This is a genomic window from Isoptericola sp. NPDC056573, from assembly GCF_042793335.1.
Taxonomy (GTDB): Bacteria; Actinomycetota; Actinomycetes; order Actinomycetales; family Cellulomonadaceae; genus Isoptericola.
This window is the reverse complement of record NZ_JBHTUY010000008.1, coordinates 138231-157512: the sequence shown is the minus strand read 5'-3', so window position 1 is coordinate 157512 and position 19282 is coordinate 138231. Positions and strand designations below refer to the sequence as shown.

Sequence of the window (19282 nt, the reverse complement as noted above, 5' to 3'; positions counted from 1 at the left end):
CCAGGTAGACACGGGATACCTGATCGCCCCACCGGAAGGACGTCCTGTGACCGTCGACCTGCGCACCCCGCCCGGCATGCTCCACCCCGTCCCGTACCACCACGTCGCGATCGGCGTGGGCTCCCGGCACGTGCACGTCGCCGGGCAGGTCGGCCGCGACGCCGACGGGTCGCCGTCGGCCGTCGGCGACCTCTCCGGCCAGGTCGCCCGGGCGCTGCGCCACACCGCCCGGGGGCTGGCCGGCGCCGGAGCGGGGTTCGGCGACGTGGTCCGCCTGCGCTTCCTCGTCGTCGGCTGGCGGCCGGAGAGGTACGGCGACCTCGTGGCGGGGATCGAGGAGGTCGTCGAGGAGCTCGGCATCCCGCAGCCGTGGCCGCCCGCCACGCTCGTCGGCGTGGAGAGCCTGTTCGAGCCGGACGTGCTCGTCGAGATCGAGGCCGACGCCGTGCTCGACTGAGGGTCGGCGGGTGCCGGCCGGGTGCCGCGGACGCGCCAGGCCGTCGGTGGCGGCGCGGGATGAAACCCTGGGGGCATGCGTCTCCTCCTCCTGCGACACGGCCAGACCCCCTCCAACGTGGCGGGGCTGCTCGACACCGGTGCCCCCGGCCCCCGGCTGACCCCGCTGGGCGAGCAGCAGGCGGCCGCCGTCCCGACCGCGTTGCAGGAACGGCGGATCGACGCCCTCGCGGTGTCGTCGCTGGTGCGGACCTCGGACACCGTCGGCCCCCTGGCCGCCGCCCGCGACCTGCGCCCCACGGTGCTCGACGGCCTGCGCGAGGTGGAGGCCGGCTCCCTCGAGATGTCGTCCGACCTCGCCGACCACCACACCTACCTCGAGACCGTGTTCGCCTGGTCCCGCGGCGACCGGTCGCGACGCATGCCCGGCGGGCCCGACGGCGACGCGTTCCTCGCCCGGTTCGACGACGCGGTCGCCGCGCTCGCGGCGCGCGACCACGACGTCGTCCTCGCCGTCTCCCACGGCGCCGCCATCCGCTCGTGGTCCGGCGCGCGCGTCCGCGGCCTGGACGTCGAGGAGCTGGCGCACACCCCGCTCGCGAACACCGGCCTCATCGAGGTCGAGGGGGACCCGGGGTCCGGCTGGCGGCTGGTGGACTGGCACCGCGAGCCCGTCGGCGGCGCGCTGCTCGACGCGGTCGTCGCGCACGACCCGACCGGCGAGCCGGTCGACGACTGACGGGTCCGTCACGCTCACCGCACCAGGCCCGCGGCGAGCGTGACGAGCATCCCGAGCCCCAGCAGCACGAGGAAGCCGCCGGCGGCCCTGGTCAGCCACGGCAGCAGGCGGGCCAGGCGCGCGAGCGCCCGCTCGGAGCCCAGCGCGACGGCGACGAACAGGTCCCACGCCAGCACGACGGCGACCATCCAGGCGCCGTAGAGCGCGCGGGTGCCGGGCGACGCGGCAGTGAGGGTGGCGGCGAGGCTGACGTAGAACAGCGCGTTCTTCGGGTTGAGCAGCCCGGACGCGAGCCCGAGGCCGAGGTTCCGCGTCCACGAGCCGCGGCCGAGCCTGGCCGGTGCGGCGAGCTCGACGTCGACCCGGGCGCGCACGAACGCGATCCCCATGACGACGAGGAACACGCCGCCGGCGCCCTGGACCACCAGGAGCGCCGCCGGGTTCGTGATCGCGGACAGCCCGCCGAACGCCACCGCGACGAAGACGCCGTTCGCGCAGGCGATCCCGACGCACGCGCCGCTGGCGCTGCGCCAGCCGCTGGTCATCGTGGTGCGGGCGATCAGGAAGAAGTCGGCCCCGGGGATCAGTAGGGCGAGGAAGTGCGCGACGGCGACGGCGAGGAACTGCTCCATGCGGGCATGCTCGGGCGAGCCCGCCGTCGCGGTCTTGGACGAAATTGCACCTGGACGGACCGGGGCGCCGCCGCCCGCCCGAGGGCAGCCGCCCGGCGCGGCGTCAGCGCCGGTAGGCGCCGGGGGTGGCGGCCACGTGGGCGCGGAACACGCGGTGGAAGTGGCTCTGGTCGGCGAACCCGAGCGCGTGCGCGGTCTCGGCGAGCGGCCTGCCCGCGCGCAGCATCGCCCGCGCGGCGGTCACCCGGTCGTTGTGGCGCCACGCCACCGGGGTGAGCCCGGTGGCCCGCTTCATCGTCCGCACCAGCGCGTACCGGTCCATCCCCGCGACGGCGGCCAGCTCGTCGAGGGCCGGGTTCGACGCGTCGTCGTGCAGCCGGGCCAGCACCGGTCGCAGACGTTCCAGCAGCGCGTCGTCCGTGGTGGGGGCGATCCGGCGGTGGGGCGACGCCGTCGCGCACGTGCGCAGGGCCTGGCGGAGCGCCTCCTCGACCCCCGCGGCGTCCACCCGTCCCCCGTCGCCCGGCGCGAACAGCAGGTCCTCCACGGCGCGCACCCGGTGGTAGGCGCCGGGGTCGCGCAGGACGGTGATGCCGGCCAGGAGGGCGTCCGCCCCGGCGGGCAGCAGGCCCGCGACCCAGTCCTGGTCGGCGTGGATCATCCCGTACTCCCAGCGGCCCCGGTCGGGGTTGCAGGAGTGCACGTGACCGGCGGGGACGAGGATCACGTCGCCGGCGGAGAGCGGCAGGGGAGCGCCGTCCGCACCGGTGAACGTCGTCGTGCCGGCGTCGATCAGCCCGACCGAGAACCGGTCGTGCGAGTGCAGGCGGTAGCACGCGGCGTCCTGGCAGGACCGTCGCGCCTCCAGCTGCGGCAGCGCCGCGTCGTGCCAGAACTCGGTCATCGACGCCGACCGTACGGCATTGGGCGGCCGGCTCGGTCGCCCGCACCCTGCGCGGCCGGCGGACGAGGGGTGCCAGCATGCTCTGCATGACGACGGTGACGCTGCGCCCGATGACCCCGGCCGAGTTCGACGAGTGGCAGGACGCCCTGGCGGCGGACTTCGCGGCGGAGCAGGTCGCGGCGGGCCGCTGGCCGTACGAGGGAGCGGTGCGGCGGGCCCGCGACGAGTCGGCGCAGCTCCTGCCGCGGGGACCCGCGACGGAGGGGATGCTCGTCAACCTCGCCGTCGACGCCGACGGGGAGCCGGTCGGGCGCAGCTGGGTGGCGCTGGACCCGCCGCACACCACGGCGGGGATCGCGTTCCTCTACGACATCGAGGTCGTCGAGTCCCGGCGCGGTCAGGGCCTGGGGCGTGCGCTGCTGGCCGCGACGGAGGAGGCCGCCCGGCAGGCCGGCGCCACCGCGCTGGAGCTGAACGTCTTCGGCCGCAACGCCGCCGCCGTGTCGCTCTACGACTCCGCGGGGTACGCCGTCGTCACGCAGCAGATGCGCAAGGCGCTCTGAGGCGGGCGCCCGGGAGCACGTGGGTGCTCAGAGGTGCGGGCGCAGGTCCATGCCCATCACGGTGCGGACGGGGACGGCCCCGGTCGTGTCGTCGGCGACGTGCTGCATGCCGAGCTTCTCGGCGACCCGGCGGGACGCCGCGTTGTCGGGGTGGACGATCGCCACGAGCTCGCGCGCCCTCAGGGTGTCGCGTGCGAAGTCGCGGCACGCGGCGGCGGCCTCGGTCGCGTACCCGCGCCCCTGCAGGTCGCCCCGGACGTGATAGCCGACCTCGAGCCGGACCTCGGCGCCGACGCGCTGCCACGTGAGCCCGCAGTCGCCGACGAAGGTGCCGTCGAGGGTCTCCAGCAACCAGAGCCCGTACCCGTGGCGGGAGTAGTTCTCCTCGTTCCAGGCGATCCACGCCGCCGCTTCGGCGCGGGTCTTCGGGGCGGGGTAGTACGCCATGACGTCGGGGTCGCCGAGGAGCGCGGCCATCTCGTCGAGGTCGTCCGCGCCCATCGCGCGGAACCTCAGGCGGGCGGTGGGCGGGGGCGTCCTGTCGCGGGTCACCTGGCGATTCTCGTCGGGACCGTACTCCGCGCGACACTGGGGGGAGCACTATCTGCCAAGACGAGGAGTACCAGGTGCCCCAGGGAACAGTCCGATGGTTCGACGCCGACCGAGGGTTCGGCTTCATCGACCTCGGGAACGAGGCCGAGGACCTCTTCGTGCACGCGTCCGAGATCGTCGGCGAGGACGGGCCGAAGCAGCTCCGCGAGGGTCAGGCCGTCGAGTTCGAGGTGGGCGAGGGCGACCGCGGCCCCCAGGCGCGCCGCGTCCGTGTCACGGGCGAGCGGTCCGCCGACGCGCCCGTGGGCGTGCTCGGCACGGTCGCCTGGTACGAGCCGGCCAAGGGGTACGGCTTCGTCACGCCCGACGACGGTCGTGGCGAGATCTTCGTGCACAGCTCGGCGATCGTCGGGGGCGGGGTGATCTCCGAGGGCCAGCGGGTGGCGTTCATGGTCGTCGAGGGGGAGAAGGGGCCGCAGGCGGACCACCTGCTCCCGCTCGCCGCGGAGGCGGCGCGGGCGGCCTCCGACGGCGCGGACGGCACCGTGTCCTGGTTCGACGACACCAAGGGCTTCGGGTTCATCGCTCCCGACGCGGGCGGCGGTGACCTCTTCGTCCACGTCAACGCGCTCGGCCCGGGCCTGACCTCGCTGTCCGAGGGCGCGCGTGTGACGTACGACGTCGTCGAGGGCGACAAGGGGCCGAACGCCCGCGACGTGCGGCTCGTGCGCGGCTCCGGCTCGCACGCGGGGCGCGACCGGGACCGCGACCGGGACCGCGACCGGGACCGCGACCGCGACCGTGACCGGGGCCGGCCGGGCCGTCCCGCGGCGTCCGGCGGGCCCGTGCGCGGAGGTGAGGGCACCGTCGCGCGCTACGACGCGGACCGCGGCTTCGGCTTCATCACCCCCGACGCCGGGGGTGCGGACCTGTTCGTGCACGTGTCGGTCGTGCAGGGCGGCGAGTACCTGGAGGAGGGCGACCGGGTCCGGTTCAAGGTGCGCCAGAGCGACCGCGGACCGCAGGCCGACCGCGTCGAGCTGATCTGAGCGCCGCGCCGTTCTGGTGGCGACCCTGCTGTTCGCTCACGGCGAACAGCAGGGGCCACCTGGGGGAATATCGGCGCCCCGAGCAAGGTTGAGCCATACAGACTCAACTTTGGCGCCCGCGGTTTGCGAGGCGGGGACGCCGAGATTTACGTTGAGTGCAGTTGACTCAACCTCGGGCGCACAGGCGTCCGGACGTACGCATGGAGGCAGCACACATGGCTCGAGCAGTCGGTATCGACCTGGGTACCACCAACTCGGTGGTCGCCGTCCTGGAGGGCGGCGAGCCCACCGTCATCGCGAACGCGGAGGGGTCGCGCACGACGCCGTCCGTCGTCGCGTTCTCCAAGACCGGCGAGGTCCTCGTCGGTGAGGTGGCCAAGCGTCAGGCGGTCACCAACGTCGACCGCACCATCTCGTCGGTCAAGCGCCACATGGGCACCGACTGGTCGGTCGAGATCGACGACAAGAAGTACACCGCGCAGGAGATCTCGGCGCGCGTGCTCGGCAAGCTCAAGCGCGACGCCGAGGAGTACCTGGGCGAGCCCGTCACCGACGCGGTCATCACCGTCCCGGCGTACTTCAACGACGCCGAGCGCCAGGCGACCAAGGACGCCGGCCAGATCGCGGGCCTCAACGTGACCCGCATCGTCAACGAGCCCACCGCGGCGGCCCTCGCCTACGGCCTGGAGAAGGGCAAGGAGGACGAGCTCATCCTGGTCTTCGACCTGGGCGGCGGCACGTTCGACGTCTCGCTCCTCGAGGTCGGCAAGGACGAGGACGACTTCTCCACCATCCAGGTGCGCGCCACTTCCGGCGACAACCGCCTCGGCGGCGACGACTGGGACCAGCGCATCGTGGACCACCTCATCAAGCAGGTGAAGAACAGCGCGGGCGTCGACCTGTCCAAGGACAAGATCGCCCTGCAGCGTCTGCGCGAGGCGGCCGAGCAGGCCAAGAAGGAGCTCTCGTCCGCGACGAGCACCACCATCTCGATGCAGTACCTGTCGATGAGCGAGAACGGCCCCGTCCACCTGGACGAGAAGCTCACGCGCGCGCAGTTCCAGCAGATGACGCAGGACCTCATCGACCGGACCAAGGCGCCGTTCCACGCGGTGATCCGCGACGCCGGCATCTCGGTCTCCGACATCGACCACGTCGTGCTCGTGGGTGGTTCCACCCGCATGCCCGCCGTGACCGAGGTCGTCAAGGAGCTCACCGGCGGCCGCGAGCCCAACAAGGGCGTCAACCCGGACGAGGTCGTCGCCGTGGGCGCGGCCCTGCAGGCCGGCGTCATCGGCGGCGAGCGCAAGGACGTGCTGCTCATCGACGTCACCCCGCTGTCCCTCGGCATCGAGACCAAGGGCGGCGTGATGACCAAGCTCATCGAGCGCAACACGGCCATCCCGACCAAGCGCAGCGAGATCTTCTCCACGGCGGAGGACAACCAGCCGTCCGTGGCGATCCAGGTCTTCCAGGGCGAGCGCGAGTTCACCCGCGACAACAAGCCGCTGGGCACCTTCGAGCTCACCGGCATCGCCCCGGCGCCGCGCGGCGTCCCGCAGATCGAGGTCACCTTCGACATCGACGCGAACGGCATCGTGCACGTGTCCGCCAAGGACCGCGGCACGGGCACCGAGCAGTCGATGAAGATCACCGGCGGGTCGGCCCTCCCCAAGGAGGACATCGACCGCATGGTGAAGGACGCCGAGGAGCACGCCGCCGAGGACAAGAAGCGTCGCGAGGAGGCGGAGACCCGCAACCAGGCCGAGGCCTTCGCGTACTCGATGGAGAAGCAGATCGCGGACAACCGCGACAAGCTCCCCGCCGAGGTCGTGACCGAGGTCGAGGCCGACATCGCCGGCGTCAAGACCGCCCTGGAGGGCGAGGACGCCGACGCCGTGAAGTCCGCGTACGAGAAGCTCGGCGCGTCCTCGCAGAAGATCGGCCAGGCGCTCTACGCCACGGCCGAGCAGGAGCAGGCCGCGGGTGACACCCAGGCGGCCGAGGACGACGCGGCCGCTGCCGCGGGCGCGACCTCCGCTCCCGACGAGGACGTGGTCGACGCCGAGATCGTCGACGACGAGGACGACAAGAAGTGACGGACGAGAACCAGCGGTCGGTCCCCGAGCCCCCGGAGAACTCCGAGGGCTCGGGGGAGACCCCCTTCCAGTTCACCGACAAGCGCAAGGTCGACCCGCAGTCGGGCGAGGCGCGTGCCGCCGAGCCCGCCGCCGCGGGGGAGGGCGACGACCCGCTCGCCGCCCTCGACTTCGAGCCCGAGGGCGAGGCCGCCGAGAGCGCCGAGGTCCTCGCGGCCAAGGCCGAGGCGGCCCAGCACCTGGACGCGCTGCAGCGCGAGCGGGCGTCGTTCACGAACTACCGCAACCGGTCGCTGCGCGACCAGGAGGCGGCGCGGACCCAGGGCACGCAGGACGTGCTCGCCGCGCTGCTGCCGGTGCTCGACGACATCGAGCGCGCCAAGCAGCACGCCGAGCTGAGCGGGCCCATGGCGGCCATCGCGGAGAAGCTCGACGCGTCGCTGGCGCGGTTCGGCATCGAGCGCTTCGGCGCGGTCGGGGAGGAGTTCGACCCGAACGTCCACGAGGCGCTCATGCACAACGTGGACCCCGAGGCGACGGGCACGACCGTCGCGATGGTGGTCGAGCCCGGTTACCGCATCGGCGAGCGGGTCGTCCGAGCCGCCCGCGTGGGCGTCGTCGGCCCCGAGTGACACCACCCGCGAGATCGACCTGCCCGTCGTGAGACCGACCCTTCGAGGGCCGCTCTCACGACGGGCGGGTCGATCTCGCGGACAATGACAGGAAGGAGGGCGTCGTGACAGGTCAGGACTGGATCGAGAAGGACTTCTACTCCGCTCTCGGCGTCCCCAAGGACGCGGACGACGCGGCCATCAAGAAGGCGTACCGCAAGCTCGCGCGCCAGTACCACCCGGACCAGAACCCGGGAGACGCGTCGGCGGAGGCGAAGTTCAAGGAGATCGGCGAGGCGTACGCCGTGCTGTCCGACTCCGAGCAGCGCCAGCAGTACGACGCCGTGCGCGCCATGGCCGGAGGCGGTGCCCGCTTCGCGGCGGGCCCGGGCGGCGGTGGCGGCAACGGGTTCGAGGACGTCTTCGGCTCGATGTTCGGCGGCGGCGCCGGCCCGAACGTGCGCTACCAGCAGTACCCCCAGGGCGGCGCGGGCGGCGGAGGCTTCGAGGACATCCTCAGCTCCATGCTCGGCGGCCAGGGCGGCTTCCGCAGCGGCGGCCGGCAGCGCGCCGGCTTCACGACGCCGCAGAAGGGCCCGGACGTCGCGGCCGAGACCACGCTGCCGTTCCGCACGGCGGTGGAGGGCGCCACCGTCGAGTTCACGGTGGACGGCCGCAAGGTGAAGACCAAGATCCCCGCCGGCGTGAACGACGGCCGCAAGCTGCGCATCCGCGGCAAGGGGCGTCCCGGCTCGGGCGGCGGCGACGCCGGCGACCTCGTGGTCACCGTGCACGTCGCGCCGCACCCCGTCTTCACGCTCGACGGCACGAACCTGCGCATGACGGTCCCCGTGACCTTCGCGGAGGCCGCGCTGGGCACGACGGTCGAGGTGCCGACGCTCGACGGGCACACCGTGCGGCTCAAGGTGCCGGCGGGCACGCCCACCGGGCGGGTGCTGCGGGTCAAGGGCCGCGGCGTGAGGACCACGAAGACGCAGGGCGACCTGCTGGTCACGGTCCAGGTGGCCGTGCCGCAGAAGCTCAGCAAGAAGGCGAAGGAGGCGCTCGAGGCGTTCGCCGCCGAGAGCGACCACGAGGACGTGCGGGCGGGGCTCGCGCAGCGCGCGGCGGAGTGACGCCGCGGCGAGGTGCGGGCTGACCGGCCGGAGGCACCGAGCGAGGGAGGTAGCGATGGTCACCGAGGACGCGCCGGTGCTGACCGTGTCGCAGGCGGCCCGGCTCGCCGGCATGCACCCGCAGACGCTCCGGCAGTACGACCGCCTCGGGCTGGTCACGCCGCGCCGGACCCCCGGGCGCGGCCGCCGCTACTCCCAGCGCGACGTGGCACGCCTGCTCGAGGTGCAGCGGCTCGCGCAGGTGGAGGGCATCAACCTCGCCGGGATCCGACGGATCCTCGACCTGCAGGAGCACGTCGCCCAGCTCGAGGGCCGGCTCGCGGCGCTCGCGATGCAGCCCGGCGGCCGGGTGTTCACGGCGGGCTCGACGGGCGACGTCGTCGTCGTGCGCCGCGGCCAGCGCGTGCGCCGCGCGGAGCGGTCCGACCTCCGGGCCGACATCGAGGCCGAGGAGGGCGCGCTGGTGCTGTGGCGCCCGCACCGCCGCGGCTGACGTCTTTTCGCAACGCAATTCTTCGCTAATTCATGGTGCAATAGGTAAGGTATTCCTTATTCGATACGCCGTGAATTCGATCCCGCATTCGCTGTGCATTTCCGTGCGAGAGGAATATCGTGGTCGAAGGCGGCGAGAGCCGGCGTCGAGCGGCGAGGAGCGCACCATGAGCACGCTGATGGAGATGCCCGAGGTCACCGAGTGCACCGTCGAGGGCTGCGGCTACAACCACGACCACGGCTGCCACGCCGGGGCGGTGACGATCGCGGGGCACAGCGGCGACGCGGCGTGCGCCACCTTCATCCCGCTGAGCGCGAAGGGCGGCCTCGAGAAGGTCGTCGCCCACGTGGGCGCGTGCCAGCGCGGCGACTGCGTCCACAACACCGACCTCGAGTGCGCGGCGTCGGCCATCCGCGTCGGCCCCGGCCCGGACGACGAGAGCCACGCCGACTGCCTCACGTACGCCCAGCACTGACGCGGCACCTGACCGGGGCCGTGCCGGGCCGGTACGGCTAGCGGGCCAGCTGCGTCAGCAGCTCGACGGCGGCGGCGTGCGACGTCGGGAGGCGCTCCACCCACACCCGGGTGGGGCGCCTCAGCGCGTCTCCGAGGCCCATGAGCGCGGCGTTGCGCTCCACCACCCCGCGGGTGGCCTTGGCCAGGTCGGGCACCCCCGTGTCGCGCCGCGCGAGCACGACGAACACGCCGTCGGTGAGGGCGGCCATCGGGTGGCCCTCGCCGTAGACCTGCTCGAGGGCGCGGCCGACGGTCGCGGAGCGTGCGGCGCGGTCCCACGGGGCGAGCCCGTCGACGGCGACGTCGACGACGACGAGGCAGTGCGTGTCCGGCACGTCCTGGTCGGCGCCGACGGCGGCGCCGTAGGTCTCCCGCAGCCGCTCGGCCAGGTACTCGCGGGTGGGGAGCCCGGAGCTGGGGTCGCGCAGGGCGCCGAGCGCCGGCTCGGCGTCGCGGCCGCGCACCCACCCGACGGCGACGGCGCGGACCGCGTCGGGGTCGGCCGGGTGATGGGCGGAGCGGTACAGGCACTCGAGGTCGTCCAGCGTCTCGCCCAGGCCGACGCCGGCCCGTCCGCGCGCGGCGCCGAGCCGGTGGGCGGCGGCGTGGGGGGAGCGGCCGTCGTCGAAGGCCTCGACGAGGGCGTCCACGGCGGGGTGGTACCAGTCGTCCGGACGCAGCCATACCTCGGCGAGGCTTGTCGCGCGCCAGCGGTCGATCACGTCCGAGACGTGCTCGGGCGCGTCGGGGGGCCCGCTCGTGGACCGGTTCATGATGAAGGGACCGCCATGGGCAGCCATCATGACGCAGTTGTGGCGGACTTTCATCGGTAGGTGCCCCGGGATAGCCCTCTCCGCTGCCTGAGGCACGGAATCCCGCGGATCTCGCCCCAAAGTTCACCCCGCGAGCAGGTGCTCCCGGCGCGTAAAGTACGGGGGTCTGCGTGTGGCCTTCGCGCAGCATCGGGTGCAGAGCGAGGTCGGCCATGACGGACGTCTACGTGGGGTCGGACGACTCGGCGCGCAGTGACGCCGAGCTGATCCTCGACGTGCGCGGTGGGGACCTCGAGGCGTTCGGGGCCCTCTACACCCGGCACCTCCCGGCGGCGCGGGCCGTGGCCCGGCAGTACGTCCGGTCGGCGGCCGACGCGGACGACCTGGTCTCCGAGGCGTTCCACCGCGTGCTCGACGTGCTCCAGCACGGCGGCGGCCCGGACGCGACGTTCCGGGCCTACCTGCTCACCGTGGTGCGGCGCCTCGCCGCCGACCTCGCGCGGGGCGTGAAGCGCACCCGCCCGACGTCCGACGACGGCACGTTCGAGGCCGCGCTCGGCCTGGTCGACCCCACCGACGTCGCGACGTTCGAGGGCTTCGAGCACTCCGTCGTGAAGAACGCCTACCAGGCGCTGCCGGAGCGCTGGCAGGCCGTGCTCTGGTACACGGAGATCGAGGGACGCGCGCCGGCGGAGGTGGCCCCGATCCTCGGCCTGACCCCCAACGGCGTGTCCGCGCTCGCCTACCGCGCCCGAGAGGGGTTGCGGGTCGGCTACCTGCAGGAGCACCTCACGCACGCGCCCACCGACGGCTGCCGGGTGGTGAACCCGCTGCTCGGCGCGTACGTGCGCGGCGGCCTCGCCCGGCGCGAGGTCGCGAAGGTCGACGCGCACCTCGAGACGTGCGGGGAGTGCCGGTCCCTCGTGCTCGAGCTCGGGGACATCGCGCACGGCATGCGGGCGGTCGTGGCGCCGCTGATCGTCGGGATCGCGGGCCTCGCCGTCGTGGGAGCGCTACCCATCGGTGGCGCCCTGGGCGGGGCCGTCGCGACCGGGAGCGTGGGGGCCGGCAGCGCCGTGGGCGCCGGGAGCGCCGGGAGCGTGGGGGCCGTCGCGGGCAGCAGCACGGCCGCGTCGGGCACCGTCGGCACCGCCACGGTCGGAAGCGCGGGCATCACCGGTGGCGCGGGCGTCACGGGAGGGGCCGCCGGCACGACGGCGGCAGCGACGGCGGGCACGACGGCAGGCGCGACCGCCGGCACCACGGCAGCAGGTGCCGCCACGGCGACCGCCGCCACCGCGGGCACGACGGCCGCCGCGACGGCGGGCACGGCCGCCGCGGTCGGCACGGCGAGCGTCGCCGCGGCGGCGAGCGCGGTCGCCGTCGCGACCGTCGGGGTCGTCACCGTGCTCAACGCGCTCGGCGGCGGCGACGAGCCGCCGGCGGTGCCGCCGGCGCCGGTGACCGTCCAGGGCGCACCGTGGACCCCGCCCGGGGAGCAGCCCGGCGAGGGTGCGGTGCAGCCCGCCGAGGACGATGCCGCCGACCCGCCGGAGCCCACCGCCGACCCGACGAGCCCGGTCAACCTGCTCGGCACCACGCTCTTCGCCCCCGTCGCGGACCTCACGGTCACGGCCGCCGCGGCGCCGCTCGAGCCCCGCGCGCCGCAGTCCCTGGTGCTCACCGTCGGCAACACGGGGAAGGCGGCGGCGAGCGCGACGGTCGTCGAGGTCGCGCTGCCGGACGGCGTCGACCTGGCGACGCCGCAGGCGCCGGCGGGCGCGGCCCTCGGCGACGTGCTCGCTGCCGACGCCCTGTCGTGCACCCCGGGGGACACCACCGGGAGGACGGCGCGCTGCACCGTCGGCACGCTCGAGCCGGGCGCGACCCGCGACGTCTCGGTGCCGGTGCGCGCCCACTCCGGCGGCAGCTACGCGATCGGTGTCGCGGTCTGGGCCGACGGCGTGGGGCGGGAGAACATCGCCCTGCCTCCCACCACCGTGCGGCCCTACGGCGCGGAGCTCACGGCCTCGAGCGGCGACGCCGTCCCGGTCTCGAACCCGGGCGCGGCCTGGGTGCCCGTCGCGGTGCGGAACACCGGCGACCAGCCGGCCGCCGCCTGGTCGGTGCAGCTGGGCGTGCCCGCGGGGCTGCGGCCGGTCACGACCGACGGCGACCTCGTGTGCGTGCCCGGCACGGGCGACTCCGCGGCCGGCGCCGTCTGGACCTGCGTGGCCCGGCCCGACGCAGCGCCGCTGGCGCCGGGCGAGCAGCGGACGGTCCGGCTGCGCGTCGTGGCGGACGGCTCCGCCGCGCCGGGCCCGATGACGGTCTCCGCCGCACCCCAGCTGCCGGGATCCCCGCACACGGTGGGCGGCAACGCGGCGGTGACGGTGGCGCAGTCGTGGGCGGGCGCGGCCTCGGGGGCGCGCGCGGTCGAGGCCCGCTGCACCGCCGTCGGCGGCGTGAGCACGGCCTCCTCCGTGGTCGAGGGCACGTACGTCAACCTCACCGACCAGAGCCTTGCGGTGCGGCTCGACGCCGCCGGCGACACCGCCGCGGCGGCGCAGGAGGTCGCGCCCGGCGCGTCGGTCACCGTGCAGGTGCCCGACGGGCTCCGGGTCCCCGCGGGCGCCGCCACGTGGACGGTCGCGACGACCCTGGGCGGCGAGACCTACCGCACCACAGTGCCCGCCGGGACGCACGGTTCCGCGGAGTGCTACGACCCGAGCTGGGCCGTGTCGAAGTCCGCCGAGACCGTGAACGCCGACGGCCGCCTGCAGGTGCGCGGCACGCTGACCAACACCAGCGACGAGTCGATGCGGGTCGGGATGACCGCGGCCGGCGTCAGCACCGAGCAGAAGCGGCTCGCGCCGGGGGAGAGCGCCACCTTCGTCGCCGCCACGGACCGCTCGTCGCTCTCCGCGGGCGCCGCCGAGTTCCAGCTGTACCGCTGGGTGGCCGACCGCGACGGCGACGAGCCCGCGCAGGGCGTGGTGCCCGCCGTCGCCCCGACGGCGTCGTACGACGCCGCGACGCTCGCGCCCGCCGTCGGCGGGCCGGTGACGCTCGCCGCGACCGAGTGCCGGTTCGACGAGTCCGCCGAGACGTCGTGGCGCACCGTCACCGTCCCCGTGGACAACAGCGCCTCCACGCACGCGGTGCGGTTCGCGGTGGCCGACGGGGCGGGGGACGGTCGTGCCGCGACGGTCGCGGCCGGCGCCACGGGCACCCTCACGGTGTCCGTGCCGTGGGGCACCCGCAGCCTGGCGGTCACCGCCGACGGGCGCGACCTCGCCACGGTGGACGTGCCCGGCTTCGAGAGCTGCGCCACCGTGACCTGGCCCGGGTCGGTGGACGTGGCCGTCAGCACGCGGTGCGTGGAGGACCGCGCCCAGGTGGTGGTCGACGTGCGCAACGGTGGCGGCGTGCCCTGGAAGGCGCGCCTCGCGGGCGGCGGCGACGACACCACCGTCGAGCCCGGCTCCGGCGCCAGGCTCACGACGGCTCCCGCAGGGCTGACGGCGGAGGCCGGCCACGTCACGGTGCGGCTCTCCCGCGAGATCGAGCAGCGCACGCGGTCGGTCGAGCGGACCTTCGAGCACGACGCCGTGTCGTGCGTCGTCGTCGACCCGCAGGCGCGGCTGGACCCGGGTGCCGTGCAGGTGGAGAAGGAGCGCGGGCGCTCGACGTCCACCCGGGCGGTGTCGGTGGTGCTGGACAACACCGGCTCCTCGGTCCCCCAGGACTTCGCGGTGCGCGGTTCGAACGGCGCGTCCGTCGACGTGACCGTGCCCGCCCGGCAGAGCCTGACCGCTGACGGCGGCACCGTGCGGGGGCGTGACGGCGCCACCTACACCGTGGGCGCCGGCGACTGGTCCGTCGAGCTCGCCGTCGAGCCCTTCACGGGCACGACCGGCTGGTGCGCCGCCCGGGTCCGCTGGGGCGGCGGGTACGAGGTGGGCGACGTCGCCTCGTGGCACGGCGCGAACTACCGCTACGTCGGGCGCGGTGCCCAGGAGAAGGCCCAGGAGAAGGCCCAGGAGAAGGCCGAGGAGAAGGCCCAGAAGCGCCAGGACGGGGACCGCGGCCGGGGCCACGGGTGGGGCCGGGCCTGGGAGCGGGTCGGGGACTGCGAGTACCGCTGAGCCGGTCCCCGGGACGTCCCGGGCCGGGACGCGTCAGACGATGCCGTACAGCCGGTCCCCGGCGTCGCCGAGGCCGGGCACGATGTACTTCTGGTCGTTGAGCCGCTCGTCGACGGCGGCGACGACGATCTGGACGTCGACGCGCGAGCCGATCGCCTCCTCGAGAACCTTCAGCCCCTCGGGCGTGGCCAGCAGGCAGACGGCGGTGACGTCGCGGGCGCCGCGCTCCAGCACGTAGTCGATGGCCGCGACGAGCGTGCCGCCGGTGGCGAGCATCGGGTCGAGCAGGAAGACCTGCCGGTCGGTGAGGTCGTCGGGCAGGCGGTTCGCGTAGGTGACGGCCTCGTACGTGGACTCGTCGCGCTGGAGGCCGAGGAAGCCGACCTCCGCCGTCGGGATCATCCGCGTCATGCCCTCGAGCATCCCCAGCCCGGCGCGCAGGATCGGCACCACGATGGGGCTCGGGTCGCTGAGGCGCACGCCCGTGGTCGTGGTGACCGGGGTGCGGATCTCCTTCGGCTCCGTGCGCACGTGCCGCGTCGCCTCGTAGGCGAGCAGGGTCACGAGCTCGTCGACGAGGAGACGGAACGTCGCCGACGGGGTCTTCTCGTCGCGGAGGACGGTGAGCTTGTGGTCCACCAGCGGGTGGTCGGCGACGTGCAGGCGCATGGCCCCACGGTACCGGCGCGAGGGCCCGCGGCACCTCTCGCGGCTAGCCTGGGCCCTGTGACGTCCGACGCCGCCCCCGGCCCCGCAGGCTCCGGCCTCGCGCTGCCCTGGGCGGACGGCGAGTTCCCGCCGCACACCGTCAGCCGGCGTCGCGCGGTGTGGGACGCGCTCATGGGGCTGGCGCTGCACGAGGCGTCGCACGCGCTGGCCAGCGACGACGTGCCGGTGGGCGCGCTCGTCGTCGACGCGGACGGCCGGCTCGTCGGGCTCGGGCGCAACCGCCGCGAGGAGACCGGGGACCCGACGGCGCACGCCGAGGTGCTCGCGCTGCGGCAGGCCGCCACCACGCGCGGCGAGTGGCGGCTCGAGGGCTGCACGCTCGTCGTCACGCTCGAGCCGTGCGTCATGTGCGCGGGCGCGCTCGTCGCGGCGCGCGTGCAGCGGCTCGTCCTCGGCGCCTGGGACCCGAAGGCCGGCGCCACGGGCTCCGTCTGGGACCTCGTGCGCGACCAGCGCGCCAACCACGCGGTCGAGGTGGTCGGCGGGGTGCGTGAGGACGAGTGCGGGGGAATCCTGCGAGACTTCTTCGAGTCCCGCCGCTGACGACGACGCGCGTGCGGGCCGATGAGTCCCCACGACGACGGAGGTCAGCAGGGTATGGACACGACGGCACCCCTCTCGGACGCGGCGGAGGGCACGACGACGGCGCCGACCCTCGCGGACTACGCCCGCCACAGCGCCTTCTCCGACCCGGGCCCGCACGCCGACCTGCTCCGTGCGGTCGGCCCGGACCCGGCGAGCGCCGGCGCCGCGGCGTGCGCGACGATCGTGCACTACCGCGCCGGGAACCCGGAGCTCACCGACGAGCAGTCCGCGGACATCGACCGCCGCTGGCTGTCCTCGATCCTCGACGGCGCCGTCGCCCGGCAGGCCGGTCCGCTGGCCGCGCCCCGCGACCACGCCCGGCAGGTGGCCGGCTGCTGCCGCGACCACACGCTGTTCGCGCTCGGGGTGCTGCGCCAGCACGGCGTGCCCGCCCGGTCGCGGATCGGGTTCGCGGGGTACTTCGAGCCGCCGTTCTTCCACGACCACGTGGTGGTGGAGCACTGGGCCGAGGGGGAGGACGACGGCGCGGGGCGGTGGGTGCGCTGGGACCCGGAGCTGACCCCGGACGGGCCGTGGGACTTCGACGTGCGCGACATGCCGACCGGGCCGGCGTCGCCGTTCCCCACCGCGGCGGAGGTGTGGCAGGCCATCCGCGCCGGGGAGGTCGACCCGGCGTCGTACGGCGTCGCGCCGGGGATCCCTGAGCTGGGCGGCCGGGACTTCGTGCGCGGCTACGTGCTGCTCGAGCTGGCGCACCGGATGTGCGACGAGGTGCTGCTGTGGGACGTGTGGGGCGCGACGCCCGACGACGTCCCCGGCGTCACCGAGCTCTGGGCGCACGAGGCGCGGGCGGACGGCGCCGAGCCGTCGTCCGAGCCGACGTCCGACGAGCTGGACGCGCTGGCCGACGAGGTCGCCGCGTTGCTCGTGGCGGCCGACGCGGGGGACACCTCGGCGGAGGCGGCGCTCGCGGACCGCTACGCCGGCCGGTGGGCCGCGCGCGGACGGGTCACGACGCTCTCGCCCACCGGGAGAGTCGGGATCACGGACCTGGCGAGCCGCACCACGCGGTGGGCCGCGACCTCCTGACGCCACCCGACCCGTCCGGCATCCCGCGCGCCCCGGCGGGCCGCGCGTGAGCATGGGCAGATGGCCGACCCCGGAAGCTCCGCGTCCGCCGCCCCGTCGTCACCGGCCCGCACGGGCCCGATCGCCGGGACGCCCGACCAGCCCGTGCTGCGCCGCATCGCCGCGCTGCTCGCGCCGTACAAGGCCCAGCTGGTGCTGGTCGCGGTGGCGGTGGTGGCGGCCGCCGCGCTGACGAGCGTCGCGCCGTTCCTCACCCGCGCGGTGTTCGACGACGCGCTGTTCCCGACCGACGCCGCGGGCCAGGTGGGCGAGCCCGACCTGAGGCTGCTCGCCTGGCTCGTGGCCGGGCTGGTGGCGATCCCGATGGTGAGCGCGCTGATCGGCGTCGGGCAGACGTACCTCACCACCCGGATCGGCAACGGCGCGATGGCGGACCTGCGCGTGGCGCTGTTCGAGCACCTGGAGAAGATGGAGCTCGCGTTCTTCACCTCCACCCGCACGGGCGACATCCAGTCGCGGCTCGCGAACGACGTCTCCGGCGTGCGCAACGTGCTCACCTCGACGGCGACGTCGATCCTGCAGAACGTCGTCACGGTGGCCGCCGCCTTCGTGTCGATGCTGCTGCTGAGCTGGCAGCTGACGATCATCACGCTGGTGCTCATGCCCGTGTTCGTGGTGATCCAGGTGCGGGTGGGGCGGCGGCGCAAGCGGCTCCAGCGCCGCACGCAGGAGTCGCTGAGCGAGATGACGGCCATCACCGAGGAGTCGCTCGGCGTCTCGGGCGTGCTGCTGGCGAAGGTGTTCAACCGGTCCGACGTCGAGGTGGCGCGCTACCGGCGGGAGAACCGCCGCCAGACGCGGCTCCAGGTGAAGAACGCGATGACCGGGCAGACGTTCTTCTCGATCGTCTCCACGTTCTTCGGCCTGACGCCGGCGATCGTGTACCTGGTGGCGGGGCTGCTCATCAACGGCGGCACCCTCATCGGCGGGGAGGTGCTCACCGCCGGCACGATCGTCGCGTTCACGACGCTGCAGTCGCGGCTCCAGCAGCCGCTCGTGGGCCTCATGCGCGTCACGCTCGACGTGCAGACGTCGTTCGCGCTGTTCTCGCGGCTGTTCGAGTACCTGGACCTCGAGCCCGCCATCACCGACCGGCCGGACGCGCGGGTGCTCGACAAGGCCGCCACGCGCGGCGAGGTGGAGCTGCGCGACGTGTGGTTCCGCTACCCCGAGGCGCGGGACGTCTCCGCGCCGCCGGCGCGGCCGGGCGGCGGACCGCGCCCCGCCGGGCGACGGTCCGGGCGCGGGTACCGCGCGCTCGAGGTGCCCGTCGTCGCGACGCTCACCGACCCCGCCGCCACCTACGTGATGTCCGCGGCGTCGGCGCCCGGGCTGGCCGCGGCGGTGCCCGTCGAGGACGCCCCGCCGTCGCAGGACCGCCCGGCGGGCACGGGCGGCGACGCCGAGGGCTGGGCCCTGCAGGGCGTGTCGCTGCGGGTGCGGCCGGGCCAGCTCGCCGCGCTGGTGGGGCCCTCGGGCTCGGGCAAGACGACGCTCACGTACCTGGTGCCGCGGCTGCACGAGGTGACGCGCGGCGCGGTGCTGGTCGACGGCACGGACGTGCGGGACGTGACGCTCGGCAGCCTCGCCGACGTCGTCGGGATGGTGACGCAGGAGCCGTACCTGTTCCACGGCACGATCACGGAGAACCTGCGCTACGCGCGCGCCGACGTCACGGACGCGGAGATCGTGGAGGCGTGCCGCGCGGCGAACATCCACGACCGGATCATGAGCTTCGCCGACGGGTACGAGACGGTGACGGGGGAGCGGGGCTTCCGGCTGTCGGGCGGGGAGAAGCAGCGGCTGTCGATCGCCCGCGTGCTCATCAAGGACCCGCGGATCCTCATCCTCGACGAGGCGACGTCGGCCCTCGACACCGCCACCGAGCGCCTCGTGCAGGGGGCGCTAGAGCGGGCGATGGCCGACCGCACCACGTTCGCTGTCGCGCACCGGCTGAGCACGATCATGAACGCCGACGTGATCTTCGGGATCGCCGACGGCCGTCTCGTCGAGCACGGCACGCACGCCGAGCTGCTGGAGCGCGGCGGGCTGTACGCGCGGCTCTACGCGGAGCAGTTCGGCGGCGGCACGGTGGAGGCGCGGCTCGAGGACTGCGTGCGGTTCGCCGACGGGACCACGATCCCGCGCCGCGGCGTGCACCCGCGCCCGGACGTGCGCGTCTGAGGT

The 19282-nt window shown here is 74.7% G+C and carries 18 protein-coding genes; 13 read left to right on the top strand and 5 right to left on the bottom strand.

Annotated elements, in window-relative coordinates; translation table 11 throughout:
- Window positions 1-46 precede the first annotated feature (46 nt).
- Window positions 47-457, top strand: coding sequence for a RidA family protein (locus ACFQ8E_RS15310; protein ID WP_430551424.1), 411 nt, complete (start codon window positions 47-49; stop codon window positions 455-457).
- Window positions 458-532: 75 nt separating this feature from the next.
- Window positions 533-1195, top strand: coding sequence for a histidine phosphatase family protein (locus tag ACFQ8E_RS15305; RefSeq protein ID WP_430551423.1), 663 nt, complete (start codon window positions 533-535; stop codon window positions 1193-1195).
- Window positions 1196-1209: 14 nt separating this feature from the next.
- On the opposite strand, the gene ACFQ8E_RS15300 is transcribed toward ACFQ8E_RS15305, so the two are convergent.
- Both ACFQ8E_RS15300 and ACFQ8E_RS15295 read right to left on the bottom strand, forming a co-directional pair.
- Window positions 1210-1827 carry a LysE family translocator gene (locus tag ACFQ8E_RS15300; protein ID WP_430551422.1) on the bottom strand — a complete coding sequence of 206 codons (618 nt, stop codon included), beginning with the start codon at window positions 1825-1827 and terminating at the stop codon, window positions 1210-1212.
- 103 nt (window positions 1828-1930) lie between these two features.
- Window positions 1931-2731: an AraC family transcriptional regulator gene (locus ACFQ8E_RS15295; RefSeq protein ID WP_430551421.1), complete on the bottom strand. Its 801-nt coding sequence runs from the start codon at window positions 2729-2731 to the stop codon at window positions 1931-1933.
- An 86-nt stretch (window positions 2732-2817) separates the two neighbouring features.
- Here ACFQ8E_RS15295 and ACFQ8E_RS15290 point away from each other — a divergent pair, with 86 nt between their 5' ends.
- On the top strand, window positions 2818-3294 hold the full coding sequence (locus ACFQ8E_RS15290) for a GNAT family N-acetyltransferase (RefSeq protein ID WP_430551420.1): 477 nt from the start codon (window positions 2818-2820) through the stop codon (window positions 3292-3294).
- A 27-nt stretch (window positions 3295-3321) separates the two neighbouring features.
- Here ACFQ8E_RS15290 and ACFQ8E_RS15285 read toward each other — a convergent pair whose 3' ends face one another.
- On the bottom strand, window positions 3322-3795 hold the full coding sequence (locus ACFQ8E_RS15285) for a GNAT family N-acetyltransferase (RefSeq protein WP_430551511.1): 474 nt from the start codon (window positions 3793-3795) through the stop codon (window positions 3322-3324).
- A gap of 125 nt (window positions 3796-3920) precedes the next feature.
- Between ACFQ8E_RS15285 and ACFQ8E_RS15280 the strand changes: the two genes are divergently transcribed.
- The 6 genes from ACFQ8E_RS15280 to ACFQ8E_RS15255 all read left to right on the top strand — a co-directional run bounded on the left by ACFQ8E_RS15280 (window position 3921) and on the right by ACFQ8E_RS15255 (window position 9709).
- Window positions 3921-4895 carry a cold-shock protein gene (locus tag ACFQ8E_RS15280; protein ID WP_430551419.1) on the top strand — a complete coding sequence of 325 codons (975 nt, stop codon included), beginning with the start codon at window positions 3921-3923 and terminating at the stop codon, window positions 4893-4895.
- 215 nt (window positions 4896-5110) lie between these two features.
- Complete coding sequence (gene dnaK / locus ACFQ8E_RS15275) at window positions 5111-6994, top strand: molecular chaperone DnaK (RefSeq protein WP_430551418.1); 1884 nt, start codon at window positions 5111-5113, stop codon at window positions 6992-6994.
- Window positions 6991-7626, top strand: a complete 636-nt coding sequence (grpE, locus tag ACFQ8E_RS15270) for a nucleotide exchange factor GrpE (RefSeq protein WP_430551417.1) — start codon at window positions 6991-6993, stop codon at window positions 7624-7626. The genes dnaK and grpE overlap by 4 nt, the downstream gene beginning before the upstream one ends.
- Before the next feature lie 104 nt (window positions 7627-7730).
- Window positions 7731-8741 (top strand): DnaJ C-terminal domain-containing protein, encoded by a 1011-nt coding sequence (locus ACFQ8E_RS15265; protein WP_430551416.1) that lies wholly within the window; start codon window positions 7731-7733, stop codon window positions 8739-8741.
- A 55-nt stretch (window positions 8742-8796) separates the two neighbouring features.
- On the top strand, window positions 8797-9234 hold the full coding sequence (locus ACFQ8E_RS15260) for a heat shock protein transcriptional repressor HspR (protein ID WP_430551415.1): 438 nt from the start codon (window positions 8797-8799) through the stop codon (window positions 9232-9234).
- Between the two features lie 166 nt (window positions 9235-9400).
- Window positions 9401-9709 (top strand): DUF1540 domain-containing protein, encoded by a 309-nt coding sequence (locus ACFQ8E_RS15255; RefSeq protein WP_430551414.1) that lies wholly within the window; start codon window positions 9401-9403, stop codon window positions 9707-9709.
- Between the two features lie 37 nt (window positions 9710-9746).
- Here ACFQ8E_RS15255 and ACFQ8E_RS15250 read toward each other — a convergent pair whose 3' ends face one another.
- A complete protein-coding gene (locus tag ACFQ8E_RS15250; RefSeq protein WP_430551413.1) occupies window positions 9747-10553 on the bottom strand; it encodes a hypothetical protein in 807 nt (268 codons plus the stop codon).
- 182 nt (window positions 10554-10735) lie between these two features.
- On the opposite strand from ACFQ8E_RS15250, the gene ACFQ8E_RS15245 reads away from it, so the two are divergent.
- Window positions 10736-14671, top strand: a complete 3936-nt coding sequence (locus tag ACFQ8E_RS15245) for a sigma-70 family RNA polymerase sigma factor (protein WP_430551412.1) — start codon at window positions 10736-10738, stop codon at window positions 14669-14671.
- Between the two features lie 33 nt (window positions 14672-14704).
- Here ACFQ8E_RS15245 and upp read toward each other — a convergent pair whose 3' ends face one another.
- Window positions 14705-15340 carry a uracil phosphoribosyltransferase gene (gene upp / locus ACFQ8E_RS15240; protein WP_430551411.1) on the bottom strand — a complete coding sequence of 212 codons (636 nt, stop codon included), beginning with the start codon at window positions 15338-15340 and terminating at the stop codon, window positions 14705-14707.
- Window positions 15341-15397: 57 nt separating this feature from the next.
- Between upp and ACFQ8E_RS15235 the strand changes: the two genes are divergently transcribed.
- Genes ACFQ8E_RS15235 through ACFQ8E_RS15225 form a run of 3 tightly spaced genes read left to right on the top strand, consistent with a single transcriptional unit; the run spans window position 15398 to window position 19279 of the window.
- A complete protein-coding gene (locus tag ACFQ8E_RS15235) occupies window positions 15398-15943 on the top strand; it encodes a nucleoside deaminase (protein ID WP_430551410.1) in 546 nt (181 codons plus the stop codon).
- 54 nt (window positions 15944-15997) lie between these two features.
- On the top strand, window positions 15998-17035 hold the full coding sequence (locus ACFQ8E_RS15230) for a hypothetical protein (RefSeq protein WP_430551409.1): 1038 nt from the start codon (window positions 15998-16000) through the stop codon (window positions 17033-17035).
- Between the two features lie 60 nt (window positions 17036-17095).
- Window positions 17096-19279, top strand: a complete 2184-nt coding sequence (locus tag ACFQ8E_RS15225; protein WP_430551408.1) for an ABC transporter ATP-binding protein — start codon at window positions 17096-17098, stop codon at window positions 19277-19279.
- The last annotated feature ends 3 nt before the right edge of the window (window positions 19280-19282 follow it).